18 protein-coding genes are annotated in these 22841 nt (G+C 70.0%); 5 read left to right on the forward strand and 13 right to left on the reverse strand.

Translation table 11 applies throughout. From position 1 onward, the window contains the following. The first annotated feature begins 26 nt into the window (after positions 1 to 26). From OG811_RS20825 to wecB, 3 genes are read left to right on the forward strand one after another with little or no spacing between them, the layout of a single operon-like run. Positions 27 to 1082 (forward strand): polysaccharide biosynthesis protein, encoded by a 1056-nt coding sequence (locus OG811_RS20825; RefSeq protein WP_406068042.1) that lies wholly within the window; start codon positions 27 to 29, stop codon positions 1080 to 1082. Further along, entirely contained in the window at positions 1076 to 2200 is a 1125-nt protein-coding gene (locus OG811_RS20830) for an NAD-dependent epimerase/dehydratase family protein (RefSeq protein ID WP_406068043.1), read from the forward strand. The genes OG811_RS20825 and OG811_RS20830 overlap by 7 nt, the downstream gene beginning before the upstream one ends. A 13-nt stretch (positions 2201 to 2213) precedes the next feature. Next, on the forward strand, positions 2214 to 3338 hold the full coding sequence (gene wecB / locus OG811_RS20835; RefSeq protein ID WP_406068045.1) for a non-hydrolyzing UDP-N-acetylglucosamine 2-epimerase: 1125 nt from the start codon (positions 2214 to 2216) through the stop codon (positions 3336 to 3338). A 144-nt stretch (positions 3339 to 3482) separates the two neighbouring features. Here the strand turns inward: wecB and OG811_RS20840 are convergent, their stop codons facing one another. The 6 genes from OG811_RS20840 to OG811_RS20865 form a co-directional block, all read right to left on the reverse strand. Beyond that, the gene (locus OG811_RS20840; RefSeq protein ID WP_406068047.1) at positions 3483 to 4811 is read right to left on the reverse strand and encodes a hypothetical protein; all 1329 of its coding nucleotides are present in this window, start codon (positions 4809 to 4811) and stop codon (positions 3483 to 3485) included. Continuing rightward, complete coding sequence (locus OG811_RS20845; protein ID WP_406068048.1) at positions 4792 to 6159, reverse strand: glycosyltransferase family 4 protein; 1368 nt, start codon at positions 6157 to 6159, stop codon at positions 4792 to 4794. The genes OG811_RS20840 and OG811_RS20845 overlap by 20 nt, the downstream gene beginning before the upstream one ends. Before the next feature lie 108 nt (positions 6160 to 6267). After that, entirely contained in the window at positions 6268 to 7407 is a 1140-nt protein-coding gene (locus tag OG811_RS20850) for a DegT/DnrJ/EryC1/StrS family aminotransferase (protein ID WP_406068049.1), read from the reverse strand. Positions 7408 to 7541: 134 nt separating this feature from the next. After that, positions 7542 to 8339: a GNAT family N-acetyltransferase gene (locus tag OG811_RS20855; protein WP_406068050.1), complete on the reverse strand. Its 798-nt coding sequence runs from the start codon at positions 8337 to 8339 to the stop codon at positions 7542 to 7544. Then, on the reverse strand, positions 8324 to 8959 hold the full coding sequence (locus OG811_RS20860) for a sugar transferase (RefSeq protein ID WP_406068051.1): 636 nt from the start codon (positions 8957 to 8959) through the stop codon (positions 8324 to 8326). The genes OG811_RS20855 and OG811_RS20860 overlap by 16 nt, the downstream gene beginning before the upstream one ends. Positions 8960 to 9001: 42 nt before the next feature. Continuing rightward, positions 9002 to 10066, reverse strand: a complete 1065-nt coding sequence (locus OG811_RS20865; protein WP_406068053.1) for a GNAT family N-acetyltransferase — start codon at positions 10064 to 10066, stop codon at positions 9002 to 9004. A gap of 249 nt (positions 10067 to 10315) precedes the next feature. Here OG811_RS20865 and OG811_RS20870 point away from each other — a divergent pair, with 249 nt between their 5' ends. Beyond that, positions 10316 to 10477: a hypothetical protein gene (locus OG811_RS20870; protein ID WP_406075830.1), complete on the forward strand. Its 162-nt coding sequence runs from the start codon at positions 10316 to 10318 to the stop codon at positions 10475 to 10477. Here OG811_RS20870 and OG811_RS20875 read toward each other — a convergent pair. After that, complete coding sequence (locus tag OG811_RS20875) at positions 10407 to 10874, reverse strand: hypothetical protein (protein ID WP_406068055.1); 468 nt, start codon at positions 10872 to 10874, stop codon at positions 10407 to 10409. The two genes, OG811_RS20870 and OG811_RS20875, sit on opposite strands and share 71 nt — an antisense overlap. 419 nt (positions 10875 to 11293) lie before the next feature. Beyond that, a complete protein-coding gene (locus tag OG811_RS20880) occupies positions 11294 to 13789 on the reverse strand; it encodes a Tex family protein (protein ID WP_406075832.1) in 2496 nt (831 codons plus the stop codon). A 109-nt stretch (positions 13790 to 13898) separates the two neighbouring features. Between OG811_RS20880 and OG811_RS20885 the strand changes: the two genes are divergently transcribed. After that, on the forward strand, positions 13899 to 15410 hold the full coding sequence (locus tag OG811_RS20885; protein ID WP_406068056.1) for a deoxyguanosinetriphosphate triphosphohydrolase family protein: 1512 nt from the start codon (positions 13899 to 13901) through the stop codon (positions 15408 to 15410). 6 nt (positions 15411 to 15416) lie between these two features. Here OG811_RS20885 and OG811_RS20890 read toward each other — a convergent pair whose 3' ends face one another. The 5 genes from OG811_RS20890 to OG811_RS20910 form a co-directional block, all read right to left on the reverse strand. Further along, positions 15417 to 16556, reverse strand: coding sequence for an MBL fold metallo-hydrolase (locus OG811_RS20890; RefSeq protein ID WP_406068057.1), 1140 nt, complete (start codon positions 16554 to 16556; stop codon positions 15417 to 15419). Positions 16557 to 16679: 123 nt separating this feature from the next. Continuing rightward, a complete protein-coding gene (locus OG811_RS20895) occupies positions 16680 to 17684 on the reverse strand; it encodes a serine hydrolase (RefSeq protein WP_406068058.1) in 1005 nt (334 codons plus the stop codon). A gap of 377 nt (positions 17685 to 18061) precedes the next feature. Continuing rightward, positions 18062 to 19849: a cellulose binding domain-containing protein gene (locus OG811_RS20900; protein WP_406068059.1), complete on the reverse strand. Its 1788-nt coding sequence runs from the start codon at positions 19847 to 19849 to the stop codon at positions 18062 to 18064. Between the two features lie 296 nt (positions 19850 to 20145). Then, positions 20146 to 20907 (reverse strand): succinate dehydrogenase/fumarate reductase iron-sulfur subunit, encoded by a 762-nt coding sequence (locus tag OG811_RS20905; protein ID WP_406068060.1) that lies wholly within the window; start codon positions 20905 to 20907, stop codon positions 20146 to 20148. Beyond that, positions 20904 to 22841, reverse strand: a complete 1938-nt coding sequence (locus OG811_RS20910; RefSeq protein ID WP_406068061.1) for a fumarate reductase/succinate dehydrogenase flavoprotein subunit — start codon at positions 22839 to 22841, stop codon at positions 20904 to 20906. The genes OG811_RS20905 and OG811_RS20910 overlap by 4 nt, the downstream gene beginning before the upstream one ends.

Genomic DNA, 22841 nt, shown 5'->3' on the forward strand with positions numbered 1-22841 from the left:
CCACCTCACTGCCGGGCTTGTCATAAATGAACGGAGTGCTTGTGAGCGCTGTACCTGCCGGTTGCCGGGTCTTGATCACCGGCGGTACCGGATCCTTCGGTCGGACGATGGCCCGTCGCCTGCTCGACGGCGACGTCGGCGAGGTTCGGGTGTTGAGCCGGGACGAGGCCAAGCAGGACGCCATGCGGCGGCAGCTCGGCGACGATCGGGTGCGCTACCTGGTCGGCGACACCCGGGACGCCGACTCGGTGCTTCGAGCCACCCGCGACGTCGACTACGTCTTCCACGCCGCCGCCCTGAAGCAGGTGCCTTCCTGCGAGTTCTTCCCGCTGGAAGCGGTGCGCACCAACATCCTGGGCAGCAGCAACGTCATCGAGGCGGCCGAGCGCAACGGGGTCGGCTCGGTCGTGGTGCTCAGCACGGACAAGGCCGTGCACCCGATCAACGCGATGGGGATGAGTAAGGCGCTGATGGAGAAGGTGGCCCAGGCGTACGCCCGGAACAACCCGCGCAGCCGCACCGTCGTCTCCTGCGTCCGGTACGGCAACGTGATGTACTCCCGCGGCTCGGTGATCCCGCTCTTCGTGGAGCAGATCAAGGCCGGGCGCGCCCCGACGGTGACCGACCCGACGATGACCCGGTTCCTCATGTCCCTGGTCGACTCCGTCGACCTGGTCGAGCACGCGTTCCAGCACGCCCGGCCCGGGGACATCTTCATCCGCAAGGCCGCGGCGAGCACCGTCGGGGACCTCGCCACGGCGGTGTGCGAACTCTTCGACGCGCCGTCGAAGATCGAGACCATCGGCGTGCGGCATGGTGAGAAGCACCACGAGACCCTCGCGAGCCGCGAGGAGTTGACGCAGGCCGAGGACTTCGGCGAGTTCTACCGGGTGCCGGTCGACGCCCGGGACCTCAACTACGCGCTCTACGTCTCCGAGGGAGGGCTGGGCGAGGCGCCGGCTGAGGAGTTCAACTCCGCCAACGCGCGGCGTCTGGACGTACCGCAGGTCGTGGAGCTGCTGCAGACGCTGCCCGAGATCCGGGCCGAGCTGGCCCTGCGCGATCCGGTGCTGTCGTGCTGAGGATCGCGGTCACCGGCGCCGGGGGTTTCCTCGGTTGGCACGTGCGCGTCCTGGCCCGGGCACTCGGTTGGCCCGAGCCGGTGGTGATCAGCCGAGGGGATCTGGTCGACGAGACGGCGCTCGCCGCCCGGCTGGACGGCGTCGACCGGGTGTTGCACCTGGCCGGGGTCAACCGGGGTGATCCGGTCGAGGTGGCCACCGCGAACGTCGACGTCGCCGCCGCATTGGCCCGCGGGCTGCGCCGGTGCGTCACACCGCCGGGCGCGGTCGTCTTCGCCAACTCGGTGCAGGCGGGCAACGGCACCCCGTACGGCGATGCGAAGGCTGTCGCCGCGGCCACCCTCGCGGCGGCCCGGCCCGACCTGATCGACGTACTGCTGCCGAACCTGTACGGCGAGCATGGTCGGCCGCACTACAACTCGGTGGTGGCCACGTTCTGCCGGCTGCTCGCCGAGGGGCGGACCCCGCAGGTGCACGAGGACCGGCAGATGGAGCTGGTGAACGTCACCGACGCCGCTGCCCGGCTGCTCGGGATCCCGGCGGACGGCTCGTGGGACCCGTCGATGCCGATGCTGCGGATCGGCGTACGCGAACTCGCCAACCGGTTGACCGGCTTCGCCGACATCTACCGCAACGGCGAGATCCCGCAACTGGTCGACCGACACGACGTGCGCCTGTTCAACACCTACCGTTCGCAGTGCTTCCCGGCGCACTACCCGCTACCGCTGCCCAGGCACGCCGATGCACGCGGTGAGCTGGTCGAGGCGGTACGGGCGCACGGAACGGCCGGGCAGACGTTCTGTTCCACCACCCGTCCCGGCATCGCCCGGGGTGAACACTTCCACCTGGCAAAGGTGGAGCGGTTCGTGGTGCTGCGTGGCAGCGCCGAGATCAGCCTGCGTCGGGTCAGCGAGGACACGGTGGTGCGGTTCCAGGTCAGCGGGGATGAACCCGTGGTGGTGGACATGCCGACCATGTGGGCGCACAAGATCGTCAACACCGGGTCGGACGAACTTTTCACGCTCTTCTGGGTCAACGAGCTGTTCGACCCCGACCGCCCCGACACCTATGCGGAGCGGGTAACGGCGGAGCAGTCGGTCCCGGCGGTGGTGGCGTGACGGAGGAGCTGACATGACCAGGGTGATGACGGTGGTCGGCACCCGGCCGGAGATCATCCGGCTGGCCCGGGTGCTGGACCGCCTCGACCGGACCGTGGACCACGTCCTCGTCCACACCGGCCAGAACTGGGACCGGTCGCTGTCGGACGTCTTCTTCACCGAGCTGCGGCTGCGCCAACCGGACCGTTTCCTCCATGTGGACACCTCCTCACTCGGCCGGGTGCTCGGCGGAGTGCTCATCGGCATGGAGCAGGCGATCGAGGAGCTGCGCCCGGACGCCCTGCTGGTGCTCGGCGACACCAACAGCTGCATCGCCGCGCTGATGGCCCGCCGCATGCGGGTGCCGGTCTACCACATGGAGGCTGGCAACCGCTGCTTCGACCTCAATGTGCCTGAGGAGACCAACCGGCGGATGGTCGACCACGTCGCCGACTTCAATCTGGTCTACACCGAGCATGCCCGGCGCAATCTGCTGGCCGAAGGGCTGCATCCGCGTCGGATCCTGCACACCGGCTCCCCGATGCGGGAGGTGCTGGAGCACTACCGGGAAGGCGTCGAACGGTCGACGATCCTCGACCAGCTCGGGCTCACCGCCGGCGACTACTTTGTCGTCAGCGCCCACCGGGAGGAGAACGTCGACCGACCAGACCGGCTGCGCCGGATGCTGGACTGCCTGCGGGCGGTCCGGGACACCTGGGGGCTACCGGTGCTGGTGTCGACACACCCCCGCACGCGAAAGCGGCTGGAGGCGCTGGCCGACGACGCGCTCGCACTCGACGGCATCACCTTCCACGAGCCGTTCGGGCTGCTCGACTACGTGCGGCTGCAGACCCGGGCCCGGTGCACCCTCTCCGACAGCGGCACCATCAGCGAGGAGTCGGCCATCCTCGGGTTCCCGGCGGTGACCCTGCGCGACTCGATCGAACGCCCGGAGGCGCTGGACGCCGGCGGCATCGTGATGACCGGGCTGGACCCGGACGGCGTACTGGAGGCGATCCGGGTGGTGGTCGACCAGGTCGCGGCGGATGGCGTTCCATGCCCGGCCGACTACCAGGTCCCCGACACCTCACGCCGGGTGGTCGACTTCATCCTCTCCACCGTGCGCCGGCATCACGACTGGGCCGGCATCCGGCACTGATCCGCCGGTGCCTCCGCAGACACCCGTGCCGGGTTCGGTCGCCACGACCGAACCCGGCCGTTTGCGGCGGTGCCGAAATGATCGGTACGACGGACGCCTCGGACGTGGCCGCATCCCCTGCCGGGCTGCTGGCTTGCCCGCTGGTCAGCCGCGGAACACGCCCGGCCCTGATGAGGTGCTGATCTTCCCCGGCGGGGCCGGCTCCGATGCGGGAACCGCGGGCAGACCTCCGCCAGCCGGCCCCAGGAACACGGCGGACAGCCGGCCCTGCCGGCGTAGCAGGGCCAGGCCGAGTACCGCACCGGTGAGCACCTCGGCGGCGAGGGTCGCGCTGGCCGCTCCGGTCGCACCTGCCAGTGGCACTGCCGCGAGAGCCACCGGGGTGATCAGCGCGGCGTTCAGCACCATGATCCGGGTCGCCTGTCGGTAACTCGCGTCTCCGATCTGATTCAGCGTCACCGCCCGGACAATCGTCATGAAGGGAAGGGCGGCGGCCAGGAGGATCAGCCACAACGCCGGGCCGTCCGGGGGAAGCCGGAGCAGGTCGTCGACGATCCACGGGGCGGCGAGGATGCTCACCACCGTGATCGTCACCGCACCGGCGATGGCAACCACTTCTCCCTGCCGACCGTTGCCGGCGTCCCCGAGGCCCTGCCGGTGCCGTACCCGTCCGACCAACGACACCCGCAGCGCGGCGGTCAGCACGCTGGCCTGCGCCTGGTACACGCTGAGCACCGCGCCGAACGCCCCCATCACCTGTGGGGTGACCAGCAGCGACAGCAGGACCGCCGTCATCCGGGCACCCCAGTATTCGGCGATGCTGTACGTGAACAGATGGCGGTTCATCCGAAACGCAGAGAAGGCGTGCCGTGGCGACAACTCGGCCAGGAAACGGGGGCGCAGCCAGGATCGTCTGCCGAGGAACGCTTCGGCGGCCAGGAACTGGATGACCGCCGCGGTCAGCAGTGCGCTGCTGAGTTGCCCCCCGAGGGCGACCATCACCAGAGCCGGGACCTTGCACCCGCAGGCGGCCACCGCGATGCTGACGAACCGCAGCTCGCGCGCCAGATCCGCGAGCTGGAAGTTGGCGTGGTGGTTGCCAATGGCCACCAACGCGATCGACAGCATGGCCGGCCACCCGTAGCCGGAACGGCTGTAAAAGGATCCGATGGCGACAGTGCCGAGCATCATGCACGGCACTGTCACGAAGACCCACTGGCTCCGCACCGCCCGGCGTTGCTCGGCATCCCCGCTGATGTAGAGCAGAGGTGAGCCACCGGCCACGGCGATGGCCACCAGGGCCAGGGCCGCCGAGACAGCGACGTACGTCGCGATCTCGTCCGTCTGGCCGTGATGTGCGCTGAACGCGAGCAGTGCGGCGTTCAACAGCCCGTTCAGCAGGTTTGTGCAGGAGGCGACCAGCGAGTCCCGGGTCGACGACCGCCTCGGACCATCACGGTCTCCTGTTCCCACGCGCGTTCCTGCCCCGTCGGGCCGCCTGGGTCAGCAGATCGGCGAGGAGCGGGGCATTGCTCGCCTCACTCATGTGGGTCAGGTAATACTGGCGTCCCGCCTCGCCCATGGCCCGAAGTCGGTGCCGTGGCGTGGCCCTGGCTGACCGGATGACCGCGGCCAGGGCCTCGGCGTCGCCCGGCGGGGCGGCGAAGCCGGCCTCGGCGTCGCGCGCGATGCGCCCCACGTCACCGGGCGCGAAGGCGAGCATGGGCTGACCGCAGGCGAGGATGGACTGGGTCTTGCTGGGCAGGGTGATCCGGAACAGCGGCTCGTCCGCCAGGGAGATCAGATTGAGGTCGGCGGCGGCCATGCGGGCAGCCATGCGATCGGGCGGGACTGCGTCGAGAAAGTGGACGTTGCCCAGCCGATTGCGCTCCGCCCGGGTGACCAAGCTGTCCTTCTCCACACCGTCGCCGGCCAGGACGAGATGGACGTCCGGCAGGTCCTGCAGCCGCGCCATCGCGTCGACCACGACGTCGAGTCGCTGTGCCGCGCCCAGGTTGCCCCCGTACATCAGCAGGAAGTCGTCGTTTGTCAGACCCAGGCGGCTCCGCAGGCCAAGCTCCGGCTCGGTCGGCTGCATGATCTTCTCGTCGGCCCAGAGGTAGACCAGTGACACCTTCTCGGCCGGCACTCCCCGGTCGATGACGATGTCCCGTAGCCCTGGCGTAGGAACCGTCACATGATCGGCCCACCGGTAGGTCCGGTCGGTGAAGCGGTTGAGCACCGCCTCGGCGACACGCCGGGTTGGCCCCTCGGTGAGGAAGCCGGTCGCGAACACGTTGTCCGGCCACAGGTCGATCACCATCGTCACGTACGGCGTCCGCCAGCGCAGTTTCGCCATCATCGCCGCCGAGGTGGCGGTCACCGGCGAGGAATACACCAGAGCCACGTCCGCGTCCCGCAGTGCGCTGGCGCCGAGCAGCGAGGAGGATGCTGCCCAACTCGCGTAGTTCACGGTCCGGCCGAACGCCGACCGGTCGTGGCTCGGGTAGAGCGGTGTGCGGAGAACACGCATCCCGTCGTGCACCTCGACGCTGCGGCGCCGCGCCGAGTAGCCGTCGTACACGGTGCCCCTCGGGTAGTTCGGCACGCCGGTGAGCACATCGGTGACGAAACCCTGCTGGCGCAGCGACGTGGTCAGGCGTTGGGCGAGGGCTGCGGGCTCGGGAGGGAACCACTGGCTCACCAGCGTGACCCGGTCAGGCCGGTCCCACTTCACCCCGGAGGCCGACCCCTGCGGCCGTCGGGCGGGACCAGATGCCGCGCTTTCCGGCGCCTGATCGCCTTGATCGAGGTCACTCATCACGTTCCTCCTGTCGACCGGTGCCCCGGCAGCACGCCAGGACAAGGCCCGCGTACGGCTGCGCCTTTCTGGCCGACAGGGCGGGCCACCGATCCCGGTCCTCTGTGCTCACGAGTGTTGGTGCAGAAAGCTGTGAATGTCGCCGGTGATCCGGTCGATCTGCGTATCGTCGAGTGACGATCCGCTGGGCAGGGTCAGTCCTCGGGCGAAGAGCCGATCCGCGGCGCCGGTGAGGCGTGCCTCGGCAGCGGCGAACAAGGGTTGCCGGTGCATCGGCTTCCAGGCCGGCCGGGTCTCGATGTCGGCCTGAGCGAGGTGATGGGCCAGGTCTGCGGCCTGCCACCCGCTGAGCTTCGGGTCCACCGTGATGACGGTGAGCCAGCAGTTGCTACCCGGGTCACTCTCGGCCAGCACCTCGACGCCGTCGACCGAGGCGAACAGCTTCGAATAGTGCTCCCGAATTCGACGCCGGCGGGCGGTCATCTCGTCCAGCCGACTCAGTTGGGCCCGACCGAACGCGGCCAGGACGTTGCTCAACCGGTAGTTGAAGCCCATCTCGTCGTGCTCGTGGTGCTGGGCCGGAATGCGGGCCTGGTTGGCGCGGTGGCGAGCCCGGGTGATCACCTGCTCGTCATGGGAGAGCAGCATTCCACCGCCCGAGGTCGTGATCATCTTGTTGTGGCTGAAGGAGAGCACGCCGGCGTCTCCGAAGGAGCCCGCGCAGCGCCCCCGGTACGTCGACCCCAGCGCCTCCGCCGAATCCTCGACAAGGTGCAGCTCCGCCTCCCGGCAGAGGTCCAGCAGCGGGTCGTAGTCGACGCAGGAACCGAACATGTCGACCGGCATCACCGCGCCGATCCGTCGTCCAGCCCGGCGCAGGTCGGCGACCACCTCACTCAGCAGGCCGACGTCCACATTGCCGGTGGCCGGGTCGCAGTCGACGAAGACCGGGGTGGCGCCGGTGTAGAGCACGGCGTTGGCGGTCGCCACGAACGTCACGGTCGGCACCAGCACGATCTGTCCCGGACCAACGCCGCAGGAGAGCAGGCCGAGGTGCAGGGCAGCGGTGCCCGAGTTGAGGGCCAGGGCGTACGGCACCCCGACCCGCTGGGCGACCTCCTGCTCGAAGGCGTCCACCTCCGGACCGAACGGCGTCGCCCAGCCGCTGCGCAGCGCGCGCAGGACAGCAGCCTCCTCGGCCGGTCCCACATCGGGAGGGGACAGGTAGATGGGCGCACGCATGGGCATGAGGAACTCCTCGCAGCAGGTCGGTCGCCTACGCACCGCTCAACGATTCAATCTGCGGAGAGTTTCGACATCTTCGCTAGCAAAGGGTGCTTTTGTCGGTATTGAAGCGCCTTCCGGCGTGTCTCTTGGCGAGGCTACGGCTGGCCCAGACGCGGTGGTGCCGGGAGCTCACACTGCATTCTGACGAATCGTGCCAGTTCCGGGCCGGTGTCTGCCGGACGCCCATCGGTAAGAGTCGCTGCGGAGAAGCAGCGGTCAATCTTGATCAGCGGACCGATGGCGGTGGCGAGGGCCGCGGCGGTGGGCGCGCCCGGGACACGGAGGGCCGTGCCGATCACCCTCACGTTGATCTCCTCGATGGCGGTGCGGACGGTGAGGTCACCGAAGCCGTACGCGGTGTGGTGCGCGGCGAAGGTCGGCCAGTTCACAAGCCGGAGGGAGACCGGAGTCGAAGCCCTCGGGCCGACGACGTCGCACCACCTGGAGTGGGTCAGCTCCGTGAAGCCGTGGCGCAGGTACAGCCGGTGAGCGGCCGGGTTGTCGAGGGACACGTCGAGCAGCAGTCCCGGGCAGCCCAGCCGTACGGCCAGCTCACGTCCGTCACGGAGCAGGCGGCTGCCCAGGCCCTGCCCGCGCTCGTCACCGCGCACCGCGATCCCGTTGAGGAGCAGGTGCCCGGGCAGCAGTCGCCAGTCGGCCACGGCCCGCAGGCCGGTTGGACCGCGCACGGCGCGTAGAATCACCGTGCGAGCGTCCGCCGCAGGCGTCAGCGCCGCGGCCAGGAACGACCTGTAGCCGCCGGCGTGATACGCGACCAGTCCGCGACATGCTTCGGGAACGGACGACGCCAGCAGGTCGGTCGCCTCGACGAGGGCCGGATCGTCGGGGTTGTCGAGCGTGTCGACGGCGACGGCGGTCAGGACGGGAGCCACATCAGCGCTCGTTCCTTGTCCAGGTCGAGCATTTCGGCACTGGGGTCGACCGCCACGCCCCTTCCGGAGAGAACCATGGCGACCGTCGCGACGAGAATTCGCAGATCCATCCACAGGCTCCACTGTTCGACGTACTGCACATCGAGTGCCAGGCGTTCGTCCCAGGCGACGCTGTTGCGTCCATGGACCTGCGCGAGCCCCGTGAGCCCCGGACGCATGTCGAAGCGTCGCCGTTCCCGATCGGTGTACCAGGCGTCGTACCGAGAAAGGAGCGGTCGTGGACCTGCCAGGCTGAGATCGCCCCTGAGGACGTTGACCAACTGGGGCAGCTCATCGATGCTCAGGCGACGTAGCAGACGACCGACCGGGCCACACCGGAGCCCGTCAGGCAGCAGATTGCCAGCAGCGTCACGTTCGTCGGACATCGTGCGTATCTTGAAGATCCAAACGGGTTTCTGCCAGCGTCCACTGCGTTCCTGTACGAACAGGACTGGCGCGCCCAGTTGGATCCGGACCAGCAGCATGGCGGTCGCCAGCACCGGTAGAGACAGGATCAGGATCAGCAGGGCGAGCACTATGTCCAGCAAGCGCTTTACCCGGTGTTGCGCACTTATCGACATGCCTTCGCCTTAGCCATCGTCGTTGCTTTCGTACGTGTCAGGTCAGAGCGGTGGCACCGTTTCGGTGTCGTCCTCGGTTGAGGCGTAGCGGTAGGCCGGAAACCAACCAGAGGCGTGCAGGGTTGATGCGGCCCGCCCCCGTCGGCCAGCCGCCTTTTCCACCAGCAGCTCATATGCGCCTTCGTCGATGACGAGGGAGGCCGTCCAAAAGGGCGCTCTGCTGCCGCCGAACGAGCGTTTGAACATCAGCAGCCTGTCGTCGTCTCGGGCGCTAATGCCGCCGCCGAGGTGAACCCGCTGGCATCCGTTCTCGGCGGACCAGCGGAGAATCGACCAGACCAGGAGATTGTTTGCGCCTCGTCGGCCAGCCTCGGCAGTGGACCCGGCAAGGTGATAATGGGCCAGCTCCAGGTGTCGCATGACCAACGCCGACGCGATCGGCGCTCCGATCTCGTCTCGCACCTCGGCCACGAGCAAATTCTTGCCGAGGCCGTCGAGCAGCGCCTGATAATAGGCATCGGTGAAGAAGTATCTTGTGTCGCTGCCAATTCGTGTCATGGTCTGCTCATACAGTCGACGAAAGCTGCTGCGGGGGGCCAGGTCGGCGGGGTCGACATAGCGGACCTCAGCGGTCAAGCCCGTCCGCTCAGCCTTCCGAATAGCGGTTCGAGCGCGCCCGTCGAGCTGCTTCCAGACGGCATCGGGACCGTGGTGCACGGGCACGATGACACTTTCACCCTGCCATGAGAAGTTCAGCCCTGGCAGCTCTTTGGTGAACTCTGCCGAGCGAGTGTCGAGCGGTGAGAATCGAAGAAAGAGCGAGACGAGGCCGGCCGCACGCCAACAATCGACGAACTGCGACCAAGCTCTTTCCACGTCGTGCCGGCTGCACGACGGCCCGACATGGATGCCGGCATATCCGTATGGACTGATCCCGTCGGACCACTGCTCGTCGATGCGTCGCTGAAGGAAGGGGGCCAGGACGACGTCCCCGCAGTGCGTCATGCGCCAGGTGGCATTCTCCGCCTTGGCGGCTGCCGCACCGTAGCCTCGCGTGAAGTAGACATCGGGGCAGCGGTCATCGGGTGGTGAGTGGGCATCGGTCAAGCCCGAGATCCTCGCTTGACTGCTCATTGCTCCCCCCGGATCTGCCCAATGGCTGCCGCCTCCCGACGGCTCGGCGTCGGCGGTGTCGCCTCCGCCTGTCCCCGGGAGGCTCAACGAAGCAGAATGACGACGGGTTCGCCTTTGTCGGGACTAAAGCCCCCCCTTTGCCGTGCTTTGACCGCTCCGAAATGATCCGGGGTCGGGGTGCTCATCTCGGTGACCACGGTGCCGGCCGCGGCGAACGTGGCCGTGGCCGCTGCCTACGGAGTGTGGGACGAGGCGGGCGGCTCGGCACTCCAGCTCGTGATCAACCTGTGTGCGATCGTCCTCGCCGGGCTGCTCACGCTCCTGGTGCAGCAGGCCTGGTGGTGGAACCTGGCTCGCCGGACCCGTCGTCCAGCAGCCGGGTGAGCAGAGTGCGCAACGGGATGGACTCGCCGTCGCGGCCACCCGCCCCGACGACCAGCGGTGCCGGGCTGGCCTGCGGGTCGACGCCGAACAGTCGGGCTCGCAGGCCGCCCGGCACGGTCAGCAGATGGAACCGGCCGTCCACGTCCACTGCCCGCGTCTCGGCCCGGTCGACGTACCAGCCGTTCAACCGGGTGCGGTAGCGCCCGCGCCCGTCGTAGCCCCGCGCGACCAGCCGGGTGGTGCGCAGCCCGCGCCGGGTCGCCTCGGCCACGAACCAGGCCACCAGGTCCGCCGCCTCGGCGTGCTCGGCGGCCCGCCGCCGCGCGTCCTCGGCGGCGTGTGCCCGCACCGCCTGCCGCTGCTGGTCCCGCCACTCCCGGCCGTCCTGCTCAATCACGACGCCGACGGTACGCGAACAGGTTCACTCAAGTACGGCCCGCAGCGTGTACCGCGCGGTTCGCCTGTCGGCGCTGTCACGCTGCGCCTGTCGGGGCTGTCACGCAGCGCGCTCCGCCAGAATCGGCCATGCACCAGCGCGTCACCACGTTCGCGACCGCAGATCTTGGACAGTTTCCGTTATCCGTGTACGGAAACTGTCCAAGATCTGAACGGTGGTGACGATCACGCGGCCTCATGGCCCGGTGGTCGAGCCCTCAGCCCGGCGCTGCAACCGCATAGGTGGTGTTGCGCCCGGCGAAGCAGAGCAAAGGGCGTCAGACCGATGCGGGCGTGCGGTCCCCCCGGCGAGGTTTGCGGCGTGCATGGCCCCAGGGGCGGGGCAGCTCGACAGTGCCCGTGGACCACCCGGCCAGGCGGTCAGGCCAGTCCGGCGCGGCGTAGGGCGTCCGCCATCGCGTCGTTGGCCGGTGGCGGCGGGCTCTGCCGCTGCTGGCCGCCACCACGACCGCCCTGTCCGCCGCGACCGCCCTCCTGTCCGCCCCGACCGCGCTGCCCGCCGCGACCGCTCTGCCCACTGCCGCGATCAGCCGGTCCGCCGCGACCGCCCTGCGGTCCGCGCTGCGCCGGGCCGCCGCGCCCCTCCTGGCCGGTCCGGCCGGCGTCGCCAGCGGCCGGCTCGTCCTCCAGGCGCAGGGTCAGTGAGATGCGCTTACGGGGTACGTCCACGTCGAGCACCCGGACCTTGACCACGTCACCGGACTTCACCACCTCGCGGGGGTCCTTGACGAAGGTGCGGGACATCGCCGAGACGTGCACCAGACCGTCCTGGTGCACCCCGACGTCCACGAACGCGCCGAACGCGGCCACGTTGGTGACCACACCCTCCAGCACCATGCCGGGCGTCAGGTCACCGATCTTCTCCACGCCCTCGACGAAGGTGGCGGTGCGGAACTCCGGCCGGGGGTCACGGCCCGGCTTCTCCAACTCGGCGAGGATGTCGGTGACGGTGGGCAGACCGAACCGGTCGTCGACGAAGTCGGTGGCCCGCAGCCCGCGCAGGATTCCGCTCTTACCGATCACCGAGCGCAGGTCCTGCCCGGTGCTGGAGAGGATGCGGCGCACCACCGGGTACGCCTCGGGGTGCACGCTGGAGGAGTCCAGCGGGTCGTCGCCGTCGGGGATCCGCAGGAAGCCGGCGCACTGCTCGAACGCCTTGGGGCCGAGCCGAGCCACCTTCTTCAGCTCGGTACGCGACCGGAACGGCCCGTTGGCGTCCCGGTGCAGCACGATGTTCTCGGCCAGCCCGGCACCGATCCCGGAAACCCGGGTCAGCAGCGGCGCCGAGGCGGTGTTGACGTCCACCCCGACCGCGTTGACGCAGTCCTCCACGACCGCGTCCAGCGACCGGGACAGCTTCACCTCGGACAGGTCGTGCTGGTACTGGCCGACCCCGATCGACCGCGGGTCGATCTTGACCAGCTCGGCGAGCGGGTCCTGGAGCCGCCGGGCGATGGAGACCGCGCCGCGCAGCGACACATCCATCCCGGGCAACTCCTGCGAGGCGTACGCGGAGGCGGAGTAGACCGACGCGCCGGCCTCGGAGACCATCACCTTGGTCAGGTTGAGCTGCGGATGCCGCGTGATCAGGTCGCCGGCCAGTTTGTCGGTCTCCCGCGAGGCGGTGCCGTTGCCGATCGCGATCAGCTCCACCCCGTGTGCCCTGGCCAGCCGGGCGAGGGTCTCGACCGACGCGTCCCACTGCCGACGCGGCTCGTGCGGATAGATGGTGTCGGTGGCGAGCACCTTGCCGGTGGCGTCCACCACGGCCACCTTCACGCCGGTCCGCAAGCCCGGGTCCAAGCCCATCGTGGGCCGGGTGCCGGCCGGCGCGGCCAGTAGCAGGTCACGCAGGTTGGTGGCGAAGACCCGCATCGCCTCCTCCTCGGCCGCCTGCCACAACCGCATCCGCAGGTCCGCGCCGAGGTGGATGAGGATCCGGGTACGCCACGCCCAACGGACCGTGTCCGCCAGCCACCGGTCGGCCGGACGGCCGGCGTCCGAAACCCCGAACCGGCCGGCGATGGCCGCCTCGTACAGGCTCGGGCCGGTCGGGACGGCGTCCGCCGGACCAGCCTCCTCCGACTCCATGGTCAGGTCGAGCATGCCCTCCTTCTCGCCCCGGAACATGGCCAGGATCCGGTGCGAGGGCAGCTTCGGGTACGGCTCGGAGAAGTCGAAGTAGTCGGCGAACTTGGCGCCGGCAGTTTCCTGACCCTCGCGTACCCGGGAAGCCAGGCGCCCCCGCGACCACATCTGCTCGCGCAGCGTGCCGATCAGGTCGGCGTCCTCCGCGAAGGTCTCGATGAGGATCGCCCGTGCGCCCTCCAGCGCCGCGGCGGCGTCGGCGACGCCCTTCTCCGCGTCGACGAACCCGGCGGCGGTGGTCCGGGGGTCCTGGCTGGGATCGGCCAGCAGCGTCTCGGCCAGCGGCGCCAGTCCGGCCTCGCGGGCGATCTGCGCCCGGGTCCGTCGCTTCGGCTTGTACGGGAGGTAGATGTCCTCCAGCCGGGACTTCGAGTCGGCGGCCATGATCTGGGCCTCGAGGGCCTCGTCGAGCTTGCCCTGCCCGCGGATCGACTCCAGCACCGCGGCCCGCCGTTCGTCCAGCTCGCGCAGGTAGCGCAGCCGCTCCTCAAGGGTGCGCAGCTGCGTGTCGTCGAGCAGGCCGGTGGCCTCCTTGCGGTAACGGGCGATGAACGGCACGGTGGCACCGCCGTCGAGCAGGTCCACGGCCGCCCGCACCTGACGCTCGGCCACGCCGAGCTCGTCGGCGATCCGCTGATGAACAGACTGGGTCACGATCTCGATCCGCCTTCGACTCGATCCGCCTTCAAAGAGCGGGTACGCCTGCATTCTGCCGGTCGGCCCCAGCCGTTGTCGCCGCGCCCGGCCGGGTTGATCCGTCACGGCCGGCGGCGTTGACTGGCGGCGGTCCCGTCGGGCCTGCGCTAGCGTGGCGATCATGGAAACTGCTGCGGAGCCGCGCGCCCGGCGGCTCTTCGGCGGCAGCGCCCGGGCCCTCGGCGATCTCACGGCCAACCCGTTCCGCGCCGACCGGGACCGGATCGTCGGCTCGCCGTTCTTCGCCCGCCTCGGCGGTGTCACCCAGGTGATCAGCCCGGTCGGCTCCGGGCTGCTGGTGCACAACCGACTCACCCACAGTCTCAAGGTCGCCCAGGTGGCCCGAGCGGTCGCCGAGCGGCTGAGCGTCGACGAGCCCTCGCGGGGCCTGCTGGACAAACTCGGCGGCTGCGACCCCGACGTGGTGGAGGCCGCAGCGCTCGCCCACGACCTCGGCCACCCGCCGTTCGGGCACCTGGGGGAGCGGGTGCTGGACCGGCTGGCCCGTCAGCGCCTCGGCCTCGCCGACGGTTTCGAGGGCAACGCGCAGTCGTACCGGATCGTCACCAGCACCGAGATCCGCGGCGCGGCCACCACCGGGTTGGACCTGACCGCCGCGGTCCGCGCGGCGATGCTGAAATACCCGTGGACCCGGCTGGACCACCCCGACCCGCACCCACGCACGATGGACCCACCGCCGCGGGGAGCCACCCCGCCACCGGACGACCCGGAGAGCGGCTCGTCGAAGTTCGGCGCGTACCGGACCGAGCTCGACGACCTGCGGCAGGCCCGGGAGCCGTTCGCCGGCCGCATCCCGGACTGGCAGCAGACCGTGGAGGCGTCGGTGATGGACACCGCCGACGACATCGCGTACGCCATCCACGACGTGGAGGACTTCTACCGGGTCGGCGTGCTCCAACAGGGTTCGGTCTCCGCGGAGTTGATGGCCTGGCAGCGCGAGAGCGGGCACCTCCGGGCGATCACCGACGCGGCGCTGGCCACGGCGGCCCGGCGCCCGGGGGCGGCGATCGAGCGGCTGCGTCGGCAACTGCACCGCAAGGACGCCTGGGTCGCCGACGACGACGCGTTCGCCGCCGCCGTCGAGCACGTCCGCGAGGAGTTGGTCGACGGGCTGCTGGCGATGCCGTTCGACGGCTCGATCGAGGCCGAGCAGTACGTGGCGCGGTTCTCCGCCCGCTGGTCCACCCGGTTCGTCGAGGCGATCACGGTGACCGACCAACCGTCGGTGCGCACCGGGCATGTGCTGCTGGGCTGCGCGCAGTGGCACGAGGTGCAGGTGCTCAAGTTCGTGCACCACCGGTTCGTGCTGGCCCGCCCGGATCTCGCCCTGCACCAGCGCGGCCAGGCCCGGCTGCTGGGCACCCTGGTCGAGGCGCTCTGGGAGTGGCTGCTCGACCCGGAGGAGGAGTCCCGACTGCCACGTCGGCTGCACGACCTGGTCGAGTTGGCCGAGGCGGAGCTGCACCCGCGTACCCCGGACCGGATCGGTCGAGCCCGGGGGCGGGCCATCGTGGACTTCGTCGCGCAGCTCACCGACGGTCAGGCGGTGGCCATGCTGGACGTGCTCTCCGGCCGGTCCGGTGCCCTCTGGACCGACGCGTTCGTGCTCTGACCTGACTCAGGCGATGGCCTGCCACCAACCGTCGACGGCGGGCGGCTCGTCGACCACCACCCGCTCGCCGGGGCGGGGCACGGCGAGCCGCACGTCGCGGGCCTTCGCCTCGGCCCACAGCCGGTTGACCGGCTCGGACCAGTCGTGCAGGGCCAGGTTGAACGTCGCCCAGTGCACCGGGAAGAACAGCCCGCCGCGCAGGTCGAGGTGGGCGTCGACCGCCTCCTCGGGGAACATGTGGATCGTCGGCCAGGCCCGGTCGTACGCGCCGATCTGCATCAGCGTCACGTCGAACGGCCCGTGCTCGGCGCCGATCGCCGCGTACCCGTCGAAGTAACCGGAGTCGCCGGTGTAGAAGACCTTGCGTCGGGCCCCGGCCACCACCCACGAGCTCCAGAGCGTGCCGTCGCGCCGCAGCCCCCGGCCGGAGAAGTGCTGGGCGGCGGTGGCGGTGATCTCCAGCCCGGCGACCTGGTGCGACTCGGACCAGTCCAGCTCGATGATGCGCTCGGCGGGTACGCCCCAGCGGTCCAGGTGCGCGCCCACCCCGAGCGGCACCAGGAACGGTGCGGACTGCCCGACGAGCAGCTCCCGCACGGTGGCCATGTCCAGGTGGTCGTAGTGGTCGTGCGAGATCAGGATGGCGTCCAGCGGGGGCAGTTCGTCGAGGCGTACCGGCGGCTCGTGCAACCGGCGGGGGCCGACCAGGCCCGAGGGGGAGCACCGCTCGCTCCACACCGGGTCGAGCAGCACCCGCCGGCCCTCGATCTCGATCAGCGTCGAGGCGTGGCCGTACCAGACGATGTTGAGCTCGTCGGTGTCGGCGGCCTGCGGTGCGCTGGGGCGCAGCAACGGCACGGGTGCGCTCGGGTGCCGCTTCTGCTTGCCGAAGATCAGCTCGCGGAGCAGGTTGCGGCCCGGGTCGGCGACCATCGTGCGGGTGCCGGCCTGGTTGTGGAAGGTGCCCTCGCGGAACTGGGGCGACCGGGCCGCCCGTTCGGCCCGGGCCCCGCTGAGCCGGCCACCGAGCGCCGCGGGGACGTCCCGGGCGACCCAGGCCAGGCCCACCAGCGCGGCCAGCCCAGCCGCGCCGCGCATCCGCCGTCCGAGTGACCGTTTGACGTCCGTGCTCTGCACTCGTGCCATTGCCGTCCCTCCGCCGTGTCCGCTCTACACGGTAGTCACCCGGGCCGGCCTGTGCCTCGCTGGTCGGCACGCCGGGTCGGTCGCCGGCAGCGGCGACCGACCCGGGACGGTTCGAGGCGCGGCCTAGCCGCCGTTGCTGGGGCGCCGGGCGGTGATCCGGAACGTCTTGCCCACGCCCGCGATCCGGTCCACCGCGGCGAGGAACCGGGGGCCCATGGCGGCCCGTGCCTGCACCGCCGGGTGGGTGGCGCCGAAGTCCTCCGGGTTGGCCTGCCCGTCGGCGAAGAGCGCGTAGGTGAGCACCGCCGCGCCCGAGCGGTCGAAGATCACGCCGGCCTCGTGCCGGGCGTCGGCGTACCAGCCGGCCTTGGTGGCGATCCGCGCCCGATCGTCGGAGGACATGGTGCGCCGGATGCCGTCGGTGAACGCCACCGGGGAACGCAGGATGCCCAGCAGGTACGTCGTCGAGGCGGGGGAGAGTAGGGTGCCGCCGACCAGGGCGCGCAGCAGGTCGTGCGTCTCGCGCGCGGTGCTGGTGCCGAGGAAGAACCGGTTGGGGTTGGCCACCGGCTGGACCTGGGTGTTCGGGAAGCCCTTGGCGACCAGGATGGAGTTGATCTCGGCGGCCGGGCAGACCAGCCCGGACAGCCGAACCGCCGTGTCGTCCGAGACGGTCAGCAGGTTGGCCAGCACGTGTCCGATGGTCACTGCGCTCGGATACGCGCCGTCCAGGCTGAAGATGCCGTCACCGCCCGGTACGACGATCGCCGCGCTCACCTCGACCTGCTGGTCCAGGGTGAGCAGCCCCCGGTCGACCTTGTCGAGCACCGCCGTGGCGACCGCGATCTTGTTGACGCTGTACGCCTCGATCCGCCGGTCCGCGTCGGCCTCCACCGCGACCGCCGGCGGGCCGGCCGGATCGGCCACGCTGACGTACGCCTGCCAGTTACCGCCGGCCTCGGTGCTGTGCTTGCTGAAGAGGGCGGCGACCCGGCGGGCGGCCCGGGCGGGGGTGGTCGGGGCGGCCTCGGTGCTCTCGGCGGCGCTCGCCGGGGCAGCGGCACCCAGCACTACACCGGCGGTGGCCACCGTCCCCAACCCGAGTGCGTTCCTGCGGTTCAGTCGCATGGTCAATCGTCTCCCCCATAGTGGTGCGCCGGAGCGCTTGCCGGCCCACCACACTAGACGAGTTGATCGATGCACGATGCCCCCGAATAGTCCCGAACAGTCCCGAACAGTTCAGCCGAGCCGTCGGCGCAGAGCGGCACCCACCGCACCTAACACGAGTTACCGCCGATCGCGGTCGGCTCCCTCGATTCGGGGGTCCGGCACCTCCTCGACCCGTACGTCCCGCTTGCCCTGCCGGGTCAACGCCTTCATGTCCGTCTTCTCTCCCTCGGTCGCTGCCTGACTGCTACCCGGGGGAGGGGCGTTGAACCGGTTGCGCTTGACGGCGGTCTCTGGGCTTGTCGGTGGCCGCCATCCGCGCGTCACCGTGAGTTGGATCAGGTGCTGGTGCAGCTCAGCGTTGGTGGGGAACCGGGTGAGCCGTTCGCGATGAACCCGAAGGTGGTGCGGGCACCGGGTGCGAGTGAGCCGTTGTAGCTCGCGTTGGTCACGGTGGCCGTGCTGCCGCTGGTGGTCAGGGTCCCGTTCCAGGCCTGGCTGATGCTCTGGCCGCTGGGCAGCGTCCAGCTCACCCGCCAGCCGCTGGTGGTGCTGGCCCCGGTGTTGGCCACGCTGACGTCAGCCTGGAAGCCGCCCTGCCAGCTGTTGGTGACCTGGTAGGTGGCGGCACACCCGCTCCCGCCGGGCGGCGGGGTGGTCGGCGGCGGCGTGGTCGGGGGCGGCGTGGTCGGCGGCGGGGTGGTCGGCGGTGGCGTCGTGTCGCCGGTGATCCGGTAGGTCACCATCGACCGGGCCGGCACCGTGGCGTTGAACGCTCCGTTGCTGATCCCGACGGCCGACTGTGGGGTCATGCCGTTGGAGTTGTTGGTCAGGTATCCGGTGGCGCTTCCGCCCGTCACGCTGTTGCGCAGCGTGAACGCGGTCGACTGCGCGCTGTTGCCGGCGTTGAGTGCGACGACCACCACCGAGCCGTCGGTGTTGCGGTACGCCGAGAGGCGCAGGTTGCTGTCCGGGGAGCTGGCGCCGATCCGGGTGGCGCCGGGGCGGATGTAGCGGCTGTATCCGGCCATCGCCCAGAGCCGCTTGGACACGGTGTAGTTGCTGCCGTTGCCCTGGATGAAGGCCCGGGTGTTGTTGGTGGACACCCCGTACCAGTAGACGTATCCGTTGACGTTGCCCGCGGTGAGGGCGGTGTGCAGGGAGTTGGCGACGGTGAACCCGTCGATGCCGCTGCCGTCGTCCCAGTTGGTGTTCCACGAGCTGGAGCTGCCGCCGGGGGACCACTCGGACATCCAGGTGCGCTTCCCGCCCACGGAGAGCGGCGAGGTGGGCGCGCTGCTGTAGTGGTGGCCGGTGTGGGTGGTGACCCAGCGGTTCGCCTCCGAGTCAGCCATGATCGCCGAGGCGTAGGAGCGTTGGTCGTTCCAGCCCACCGGGTCGCAGCAGGCTAGCTTCAGGCCCGCCGCGCCGGCGAGCGGCCCGATGATCTTGGTGAACTCGGCGGCCTGCGCCGGAGTGAACCGCATCGACGAGTAGTCGGTGGTGTAGTTGGGCTCGTTGGTGAACCCCAGGTCGGTGATCGGGATGCCCTCCTGGGCGTAGTACCTGGTGTACTGGATCAGGTAGTTCGCGTATGCCCGGCGCCAGTCACCGCTGCCGCAGGATGCGCCCTGTAGGCCGCACAGCGAGCCGCCGTTGGCCTCGTCGTTGTTGGTCTTCATGTAGCCCGGGGCGCTCCACGCGTTGGCGTAGAAGCGGTCCACGCCGTACTCCTGGGCCTTTTTGGACAGCCACACCTGGCCGTCGTCGTCGCCGTTCCAGACGTAGCGCGGGGTGGCGTTCGGGCCGCCCGGGTTTGTCGGCTGGATGGAGCTGCCGGTGGAGCTGATCCCGTTGCGCAGGATGCTCAGGCCCGCGCCGGTGCTACGGCTGAACAGCAGATCGAGCACCTGCTGCTGGTTGGTCGTGGACATGGACCGGATGACGCTGGTCCGGCCGAACGCCTCCGAGATGCCGAAGCCGTCGATCGGTTGGTAGCTGGTGGTGCCGTCGATGGTGGCGGTCGTGGCGGCGTACGCCTGGGGTTGGTGCAGCACGACGGCGGCGCCGGCGCAGATCAGGGGCACCGCCGCGGCGGCGAGCCAGCGTCTGGGAATACGGAGCATGGTGGTGGGTGCCTTCCCGTGCGCGGGGTGCCCGACCGGGGCCGGGGCACCCGCTGGGTGGTGGGTGCGGCCTTGCCGGCGACGGACGGCGGGGGCGGACGGGGTGTCATGTCGCCAGACGGCAGGATCCCGTCAGTGTTATCGATAACATTTCCCTTCGTCAATCGATGTGCGGCGATTTCTGGAAGCGCTCCCACCACTGCTGCGGGTTGGACGCGCAAACGCCGAGACCGCCGCACTCCCGATGGGGGTACGGCGGCCTCGGCGCGGATCGTGGCGGGGACCCCGCCGTCGGCTCAGGAGCCCGGGGTGTCGCCGCGGATGGCGGTCGCCTTGAGGTAGTCGCGGTTGAGTCGACCAATGGTGTTCAGCGGGATGCCCTTCGGGCAGACCACCGTGCACTCACCGGCGTTGGTGCAGCCGCCGAAGCCGGCCTCGTCGTGCGCGTCGACCATGCCGATCACCCGCGTGTAGCGCTCCGGCTGGCCCTGCGGCAGCAGCGAGAGCTGGGTGAGCTTGGCGGCGGTGAAGAGCATGCCGGAGCCGTTCGGGCAGGCCGCCACGCACGCACCGCAGCCGATGCAGGCCGCCGACTCGAAAGCGGCGTCCGCGTTGGCCTTGGCCACCGGGGTCGAGTGCGCCTCGGGCGCGCTGCCGGTCGGCGCGGTGACGTAACCACCGGCGGCGATGATCCTGTCGAAGGCGTTCCGGTTGACCACCAGGTCCTTGACGACCGGGAAGGCGCTGGCCCGCCACGGCTCGATGTCGATCGTCTCGCCGTCGGAGAACTGCCGCATGTGCAGCTGGCACGCCGTGGTGCCGCGCTGCGGCCCGTGCGCGTCACCGTTGATCATCAGGCCGCACATGCCGCAGATGCCCTCGCGGCAGTCGTGGTCGAACGCCACCGGGTCCTCGCCGGCGAGGATCAGCCGCTCGTTGAGCACGTCGAGCATCTCCAGGAACGACATGTCCGGCGATACGTCGTCGACCGGGTAGGTCACCATCCGACCCTTGTCCTCAGGGCCCTTCTGGCGCCAGATGCGCAGGGTCAGGTTCACTTGTAACTCCGCTGCGTGGGGTGGACGTACTCGAACTTCAGGTCTTCCTTGTGCAGCACCGAGGGCTTGCCCTCGGCGGTGAACTCCCAGGCCGCCACGTACGCGAACCGGTCGTCGTCGCGCTGCGCCTCACCGTCGGGGGTCTGGTGCTCGGCCCGGAAGTGGCCGCCGCAGGACTCCTCGCGGTGCAGGGCGTCGATGCACATCAGCTCGGCCAGTTCGAAGAAGTCGGCAACCCGGCCAGCCTTCTCCAGCGACTGGTTGAGTTCCTCGCCGGTGCCGGACACCTTGACCCGCTGCCAGAACGCCTCGCGCAGGGCGCGAATCTCGTCGATCGCCTTGCGCAGCCCGGCCTCGCTGCGTTCCATGCCGCAGTGCTCCCACATGATCTGGCCCAGCTCCCGGTGGAACGAGTCCACGGTCCGGTCGCCGTCGATTGCGAGCAGCCGCTGGACGCGGTTCTCGACGTCGGTGCGTGCCTCGACGGCCGCCGGGTGGCTGGCGTCGACCTTCTTTAACGGGCCCGAGGCCAGGTAGTTGGCGATGGTGGTGGGCAGCACGAAGTAGCCGTCGGCGAGGCCCTGCATCAGCGCCGAGGCGCCGAGCCGGTTCGCGCCGTGGTCGGAGAAGTTTGCCTCACCGATCACGAACAGGCCGGGGATGCTCGACTGGAGGTCGTAGTCGACCCACAGGCCGCCCATCGTGTAGTGCACGGCGGGGTAGATCCGCATCGGCACCTCGTACGGGTCCTCGCCGGTGATCCGCTCGTACATCTCGAAGAGGTTGCCGTACTTGGCCTCGATGGCCTTGCGGCCCAGCCGGTTGATCGCGTCGGCGAAGTCGAGGTAGACGCCGAGCTTGGTCGGCCCGACGCCCCGGCCCTCGTCGCAGACGTTCTTCGCGGCCCGGGAGGCGATGTCCCGGGGGACCAGGTTGCCGAAGGACGGGTAGATCCGCTCCAGGTAGTAGTCCCGCTCGTTCTCCGGAATGTCGCGGGGGTTGCGGTCGTCGCCCTTGGTCTTCGGCACCCACACCCGGCCGTCGTTGCGCAGCGACTCGCTCATCAGGGTCAGCTTCGACTGGTGGTCGCCGGAGACCGGGATGCAGGTCGGGTGGATCTGCGTGTAGCAGGGGTTGGCGAAGTACGCGCCCTTGCGGTGCGCCCGCCAGGTGGCGGTGACGTTGCAGCCCTTGGCGTTGGTGGAGAGGTAGAAGACGTTGCCGTAGCCGCCGGAGGCGAGCACCACGGCGTCGGCCATCTCGGTGCTGATCTCGCCGGTGACCAGGTCCCGGACGACGATGCCCCGGGCCTTGCCGTCCACGAGGACGAGCTCGAGCATCTCGTGCCGGGTGTTCATCTCCACGTTGCCCAGGCCGATCTGCCGCTCCAGCGCCTGGTACGCGCCGAGCAGCAGCTGCTGGCCCGTCTGGCCCCGGGCGTAGAAGGTGCGCTGCACCTGGGCGCCACCGAAGGAGCGGGTGTCCAGCAGTCCGCCGTACTCACGGGCGAACGGCACACCCTGGGCGACGCACTGGTCGATGATGTTGACCGAGACCTCGGCGAGCCGGTGCACGTTCGACTCCCGGGAGCGGAAGTCGCCGCCCTTGACGGTGTCGTAGAACAGCCGGTGTACGGAGTCGCCGTCGTTGCGGTAGTTCTTCGCCGCGTTGATGCCGCCCTGTGCCGCGATGGAGTGCGCCCGGCGCGGGCTGTCCTGGTAGCAGTAGGACCTGACGTGGTAGCCCTGCTCAGCCAGGGTCGCCGCGGCCGAGCCGCCGGCCAGGCCGGTGCCGACCACGAGCACCGTCATCTTGCGGCGGTTGGCGGGGTTGACCAGCTTGGCCTCGAAGCGCCGGGTCTCCCAACGCTTCTCGACCGGGCCGGCGGGAGCCCTGGTGTCGGCGATCGGGTCGCCCTCGGTGAAGAGTTCCAT

Source organism: Micromonospora sp. NBC_01638 (genome assembly GCF_045209745.1).
Lineage (GTDB): Bacteria > Actinomycetota > Actinomycetes > Mycobacteriales > Micromonosporaceae > Micromonospora.

Coding starts and splice junctions, on each gene's coding strand:
- OG811_RS20825 (WP_406068042.1), top strand. CDS start 27: ATGAACGGAGTGCTTGTGAGCGCTGTACCTGCCGGTTGCCGGGTCTTG.
- wecB (WP_406068045.1), top strand. CDS start 2,214: ATGACCAGGGTGATGACGGTGGTCGGCACCCGGCCGGAGATCATCCGG.
- OG811_RS20845 (WP_406068048.1), bottom strand. CDS start 6,159: ATGAGTGACCTCGATCAAGGCGATCAGGCGCCGGAAAGCGCGGCATCT.
- OG811_RS20850 (WP_406068049.1), bottom strand. CDS start 7,407: ATGCCCATGCGTGCGCCCATCTACCTGTCCCCTCCCGATGTGGGACCG.
- OG811_RS20860 (WP_406068051.1), bottom strand. CDS start 8,959: ATGTCGATAAGTGCGCAACACCGGGTAAAGCGCTTGCTGGACATAGTG.
- OG811_RS20880 (WP_406075832.1), bottom strand. CDS start 13,789: ATGCAGGCGTACCCGCTCTTTGAAGGCGGATCGAGTCGAAGGCGGATC.
- OG811_RS20885 (WP_406068056.1), top strand. CDS start 13,899: ATGGAAACTGCTGCGGAGCCGCGCGCCCGGCGGCTCTTCGGCGGCAGC.
- OG811_RS20890 (WP_406068057.1), bottom strand. CDS start 16,556: ATGGCACGAGTGCAGAGCACGGACGTCAAACGGTCACTCGGACGGCGG.
- OG811_RS20895 (WP_406068058.1), bottom strand. CDS start 17,684: ATGCGACTGAACCGCAGGAACGCACTCGGGTTGGGGACGGTGGCCACC.
- OG811_RS20900 (WP_406068059.1), bottom strand. CDS start 19,849: ATGCTCCGTATTCCCAGACGCTGGCTCGCCGCCGCGGCGGTGCCCCTG.
- OG811_RS20910 (WP_406068061.1), bottom strand. CDS start 22,841: ATGGAACTCTTCACCGAGGGCGACCCGATCGCCGACACCAGGGCTCCC.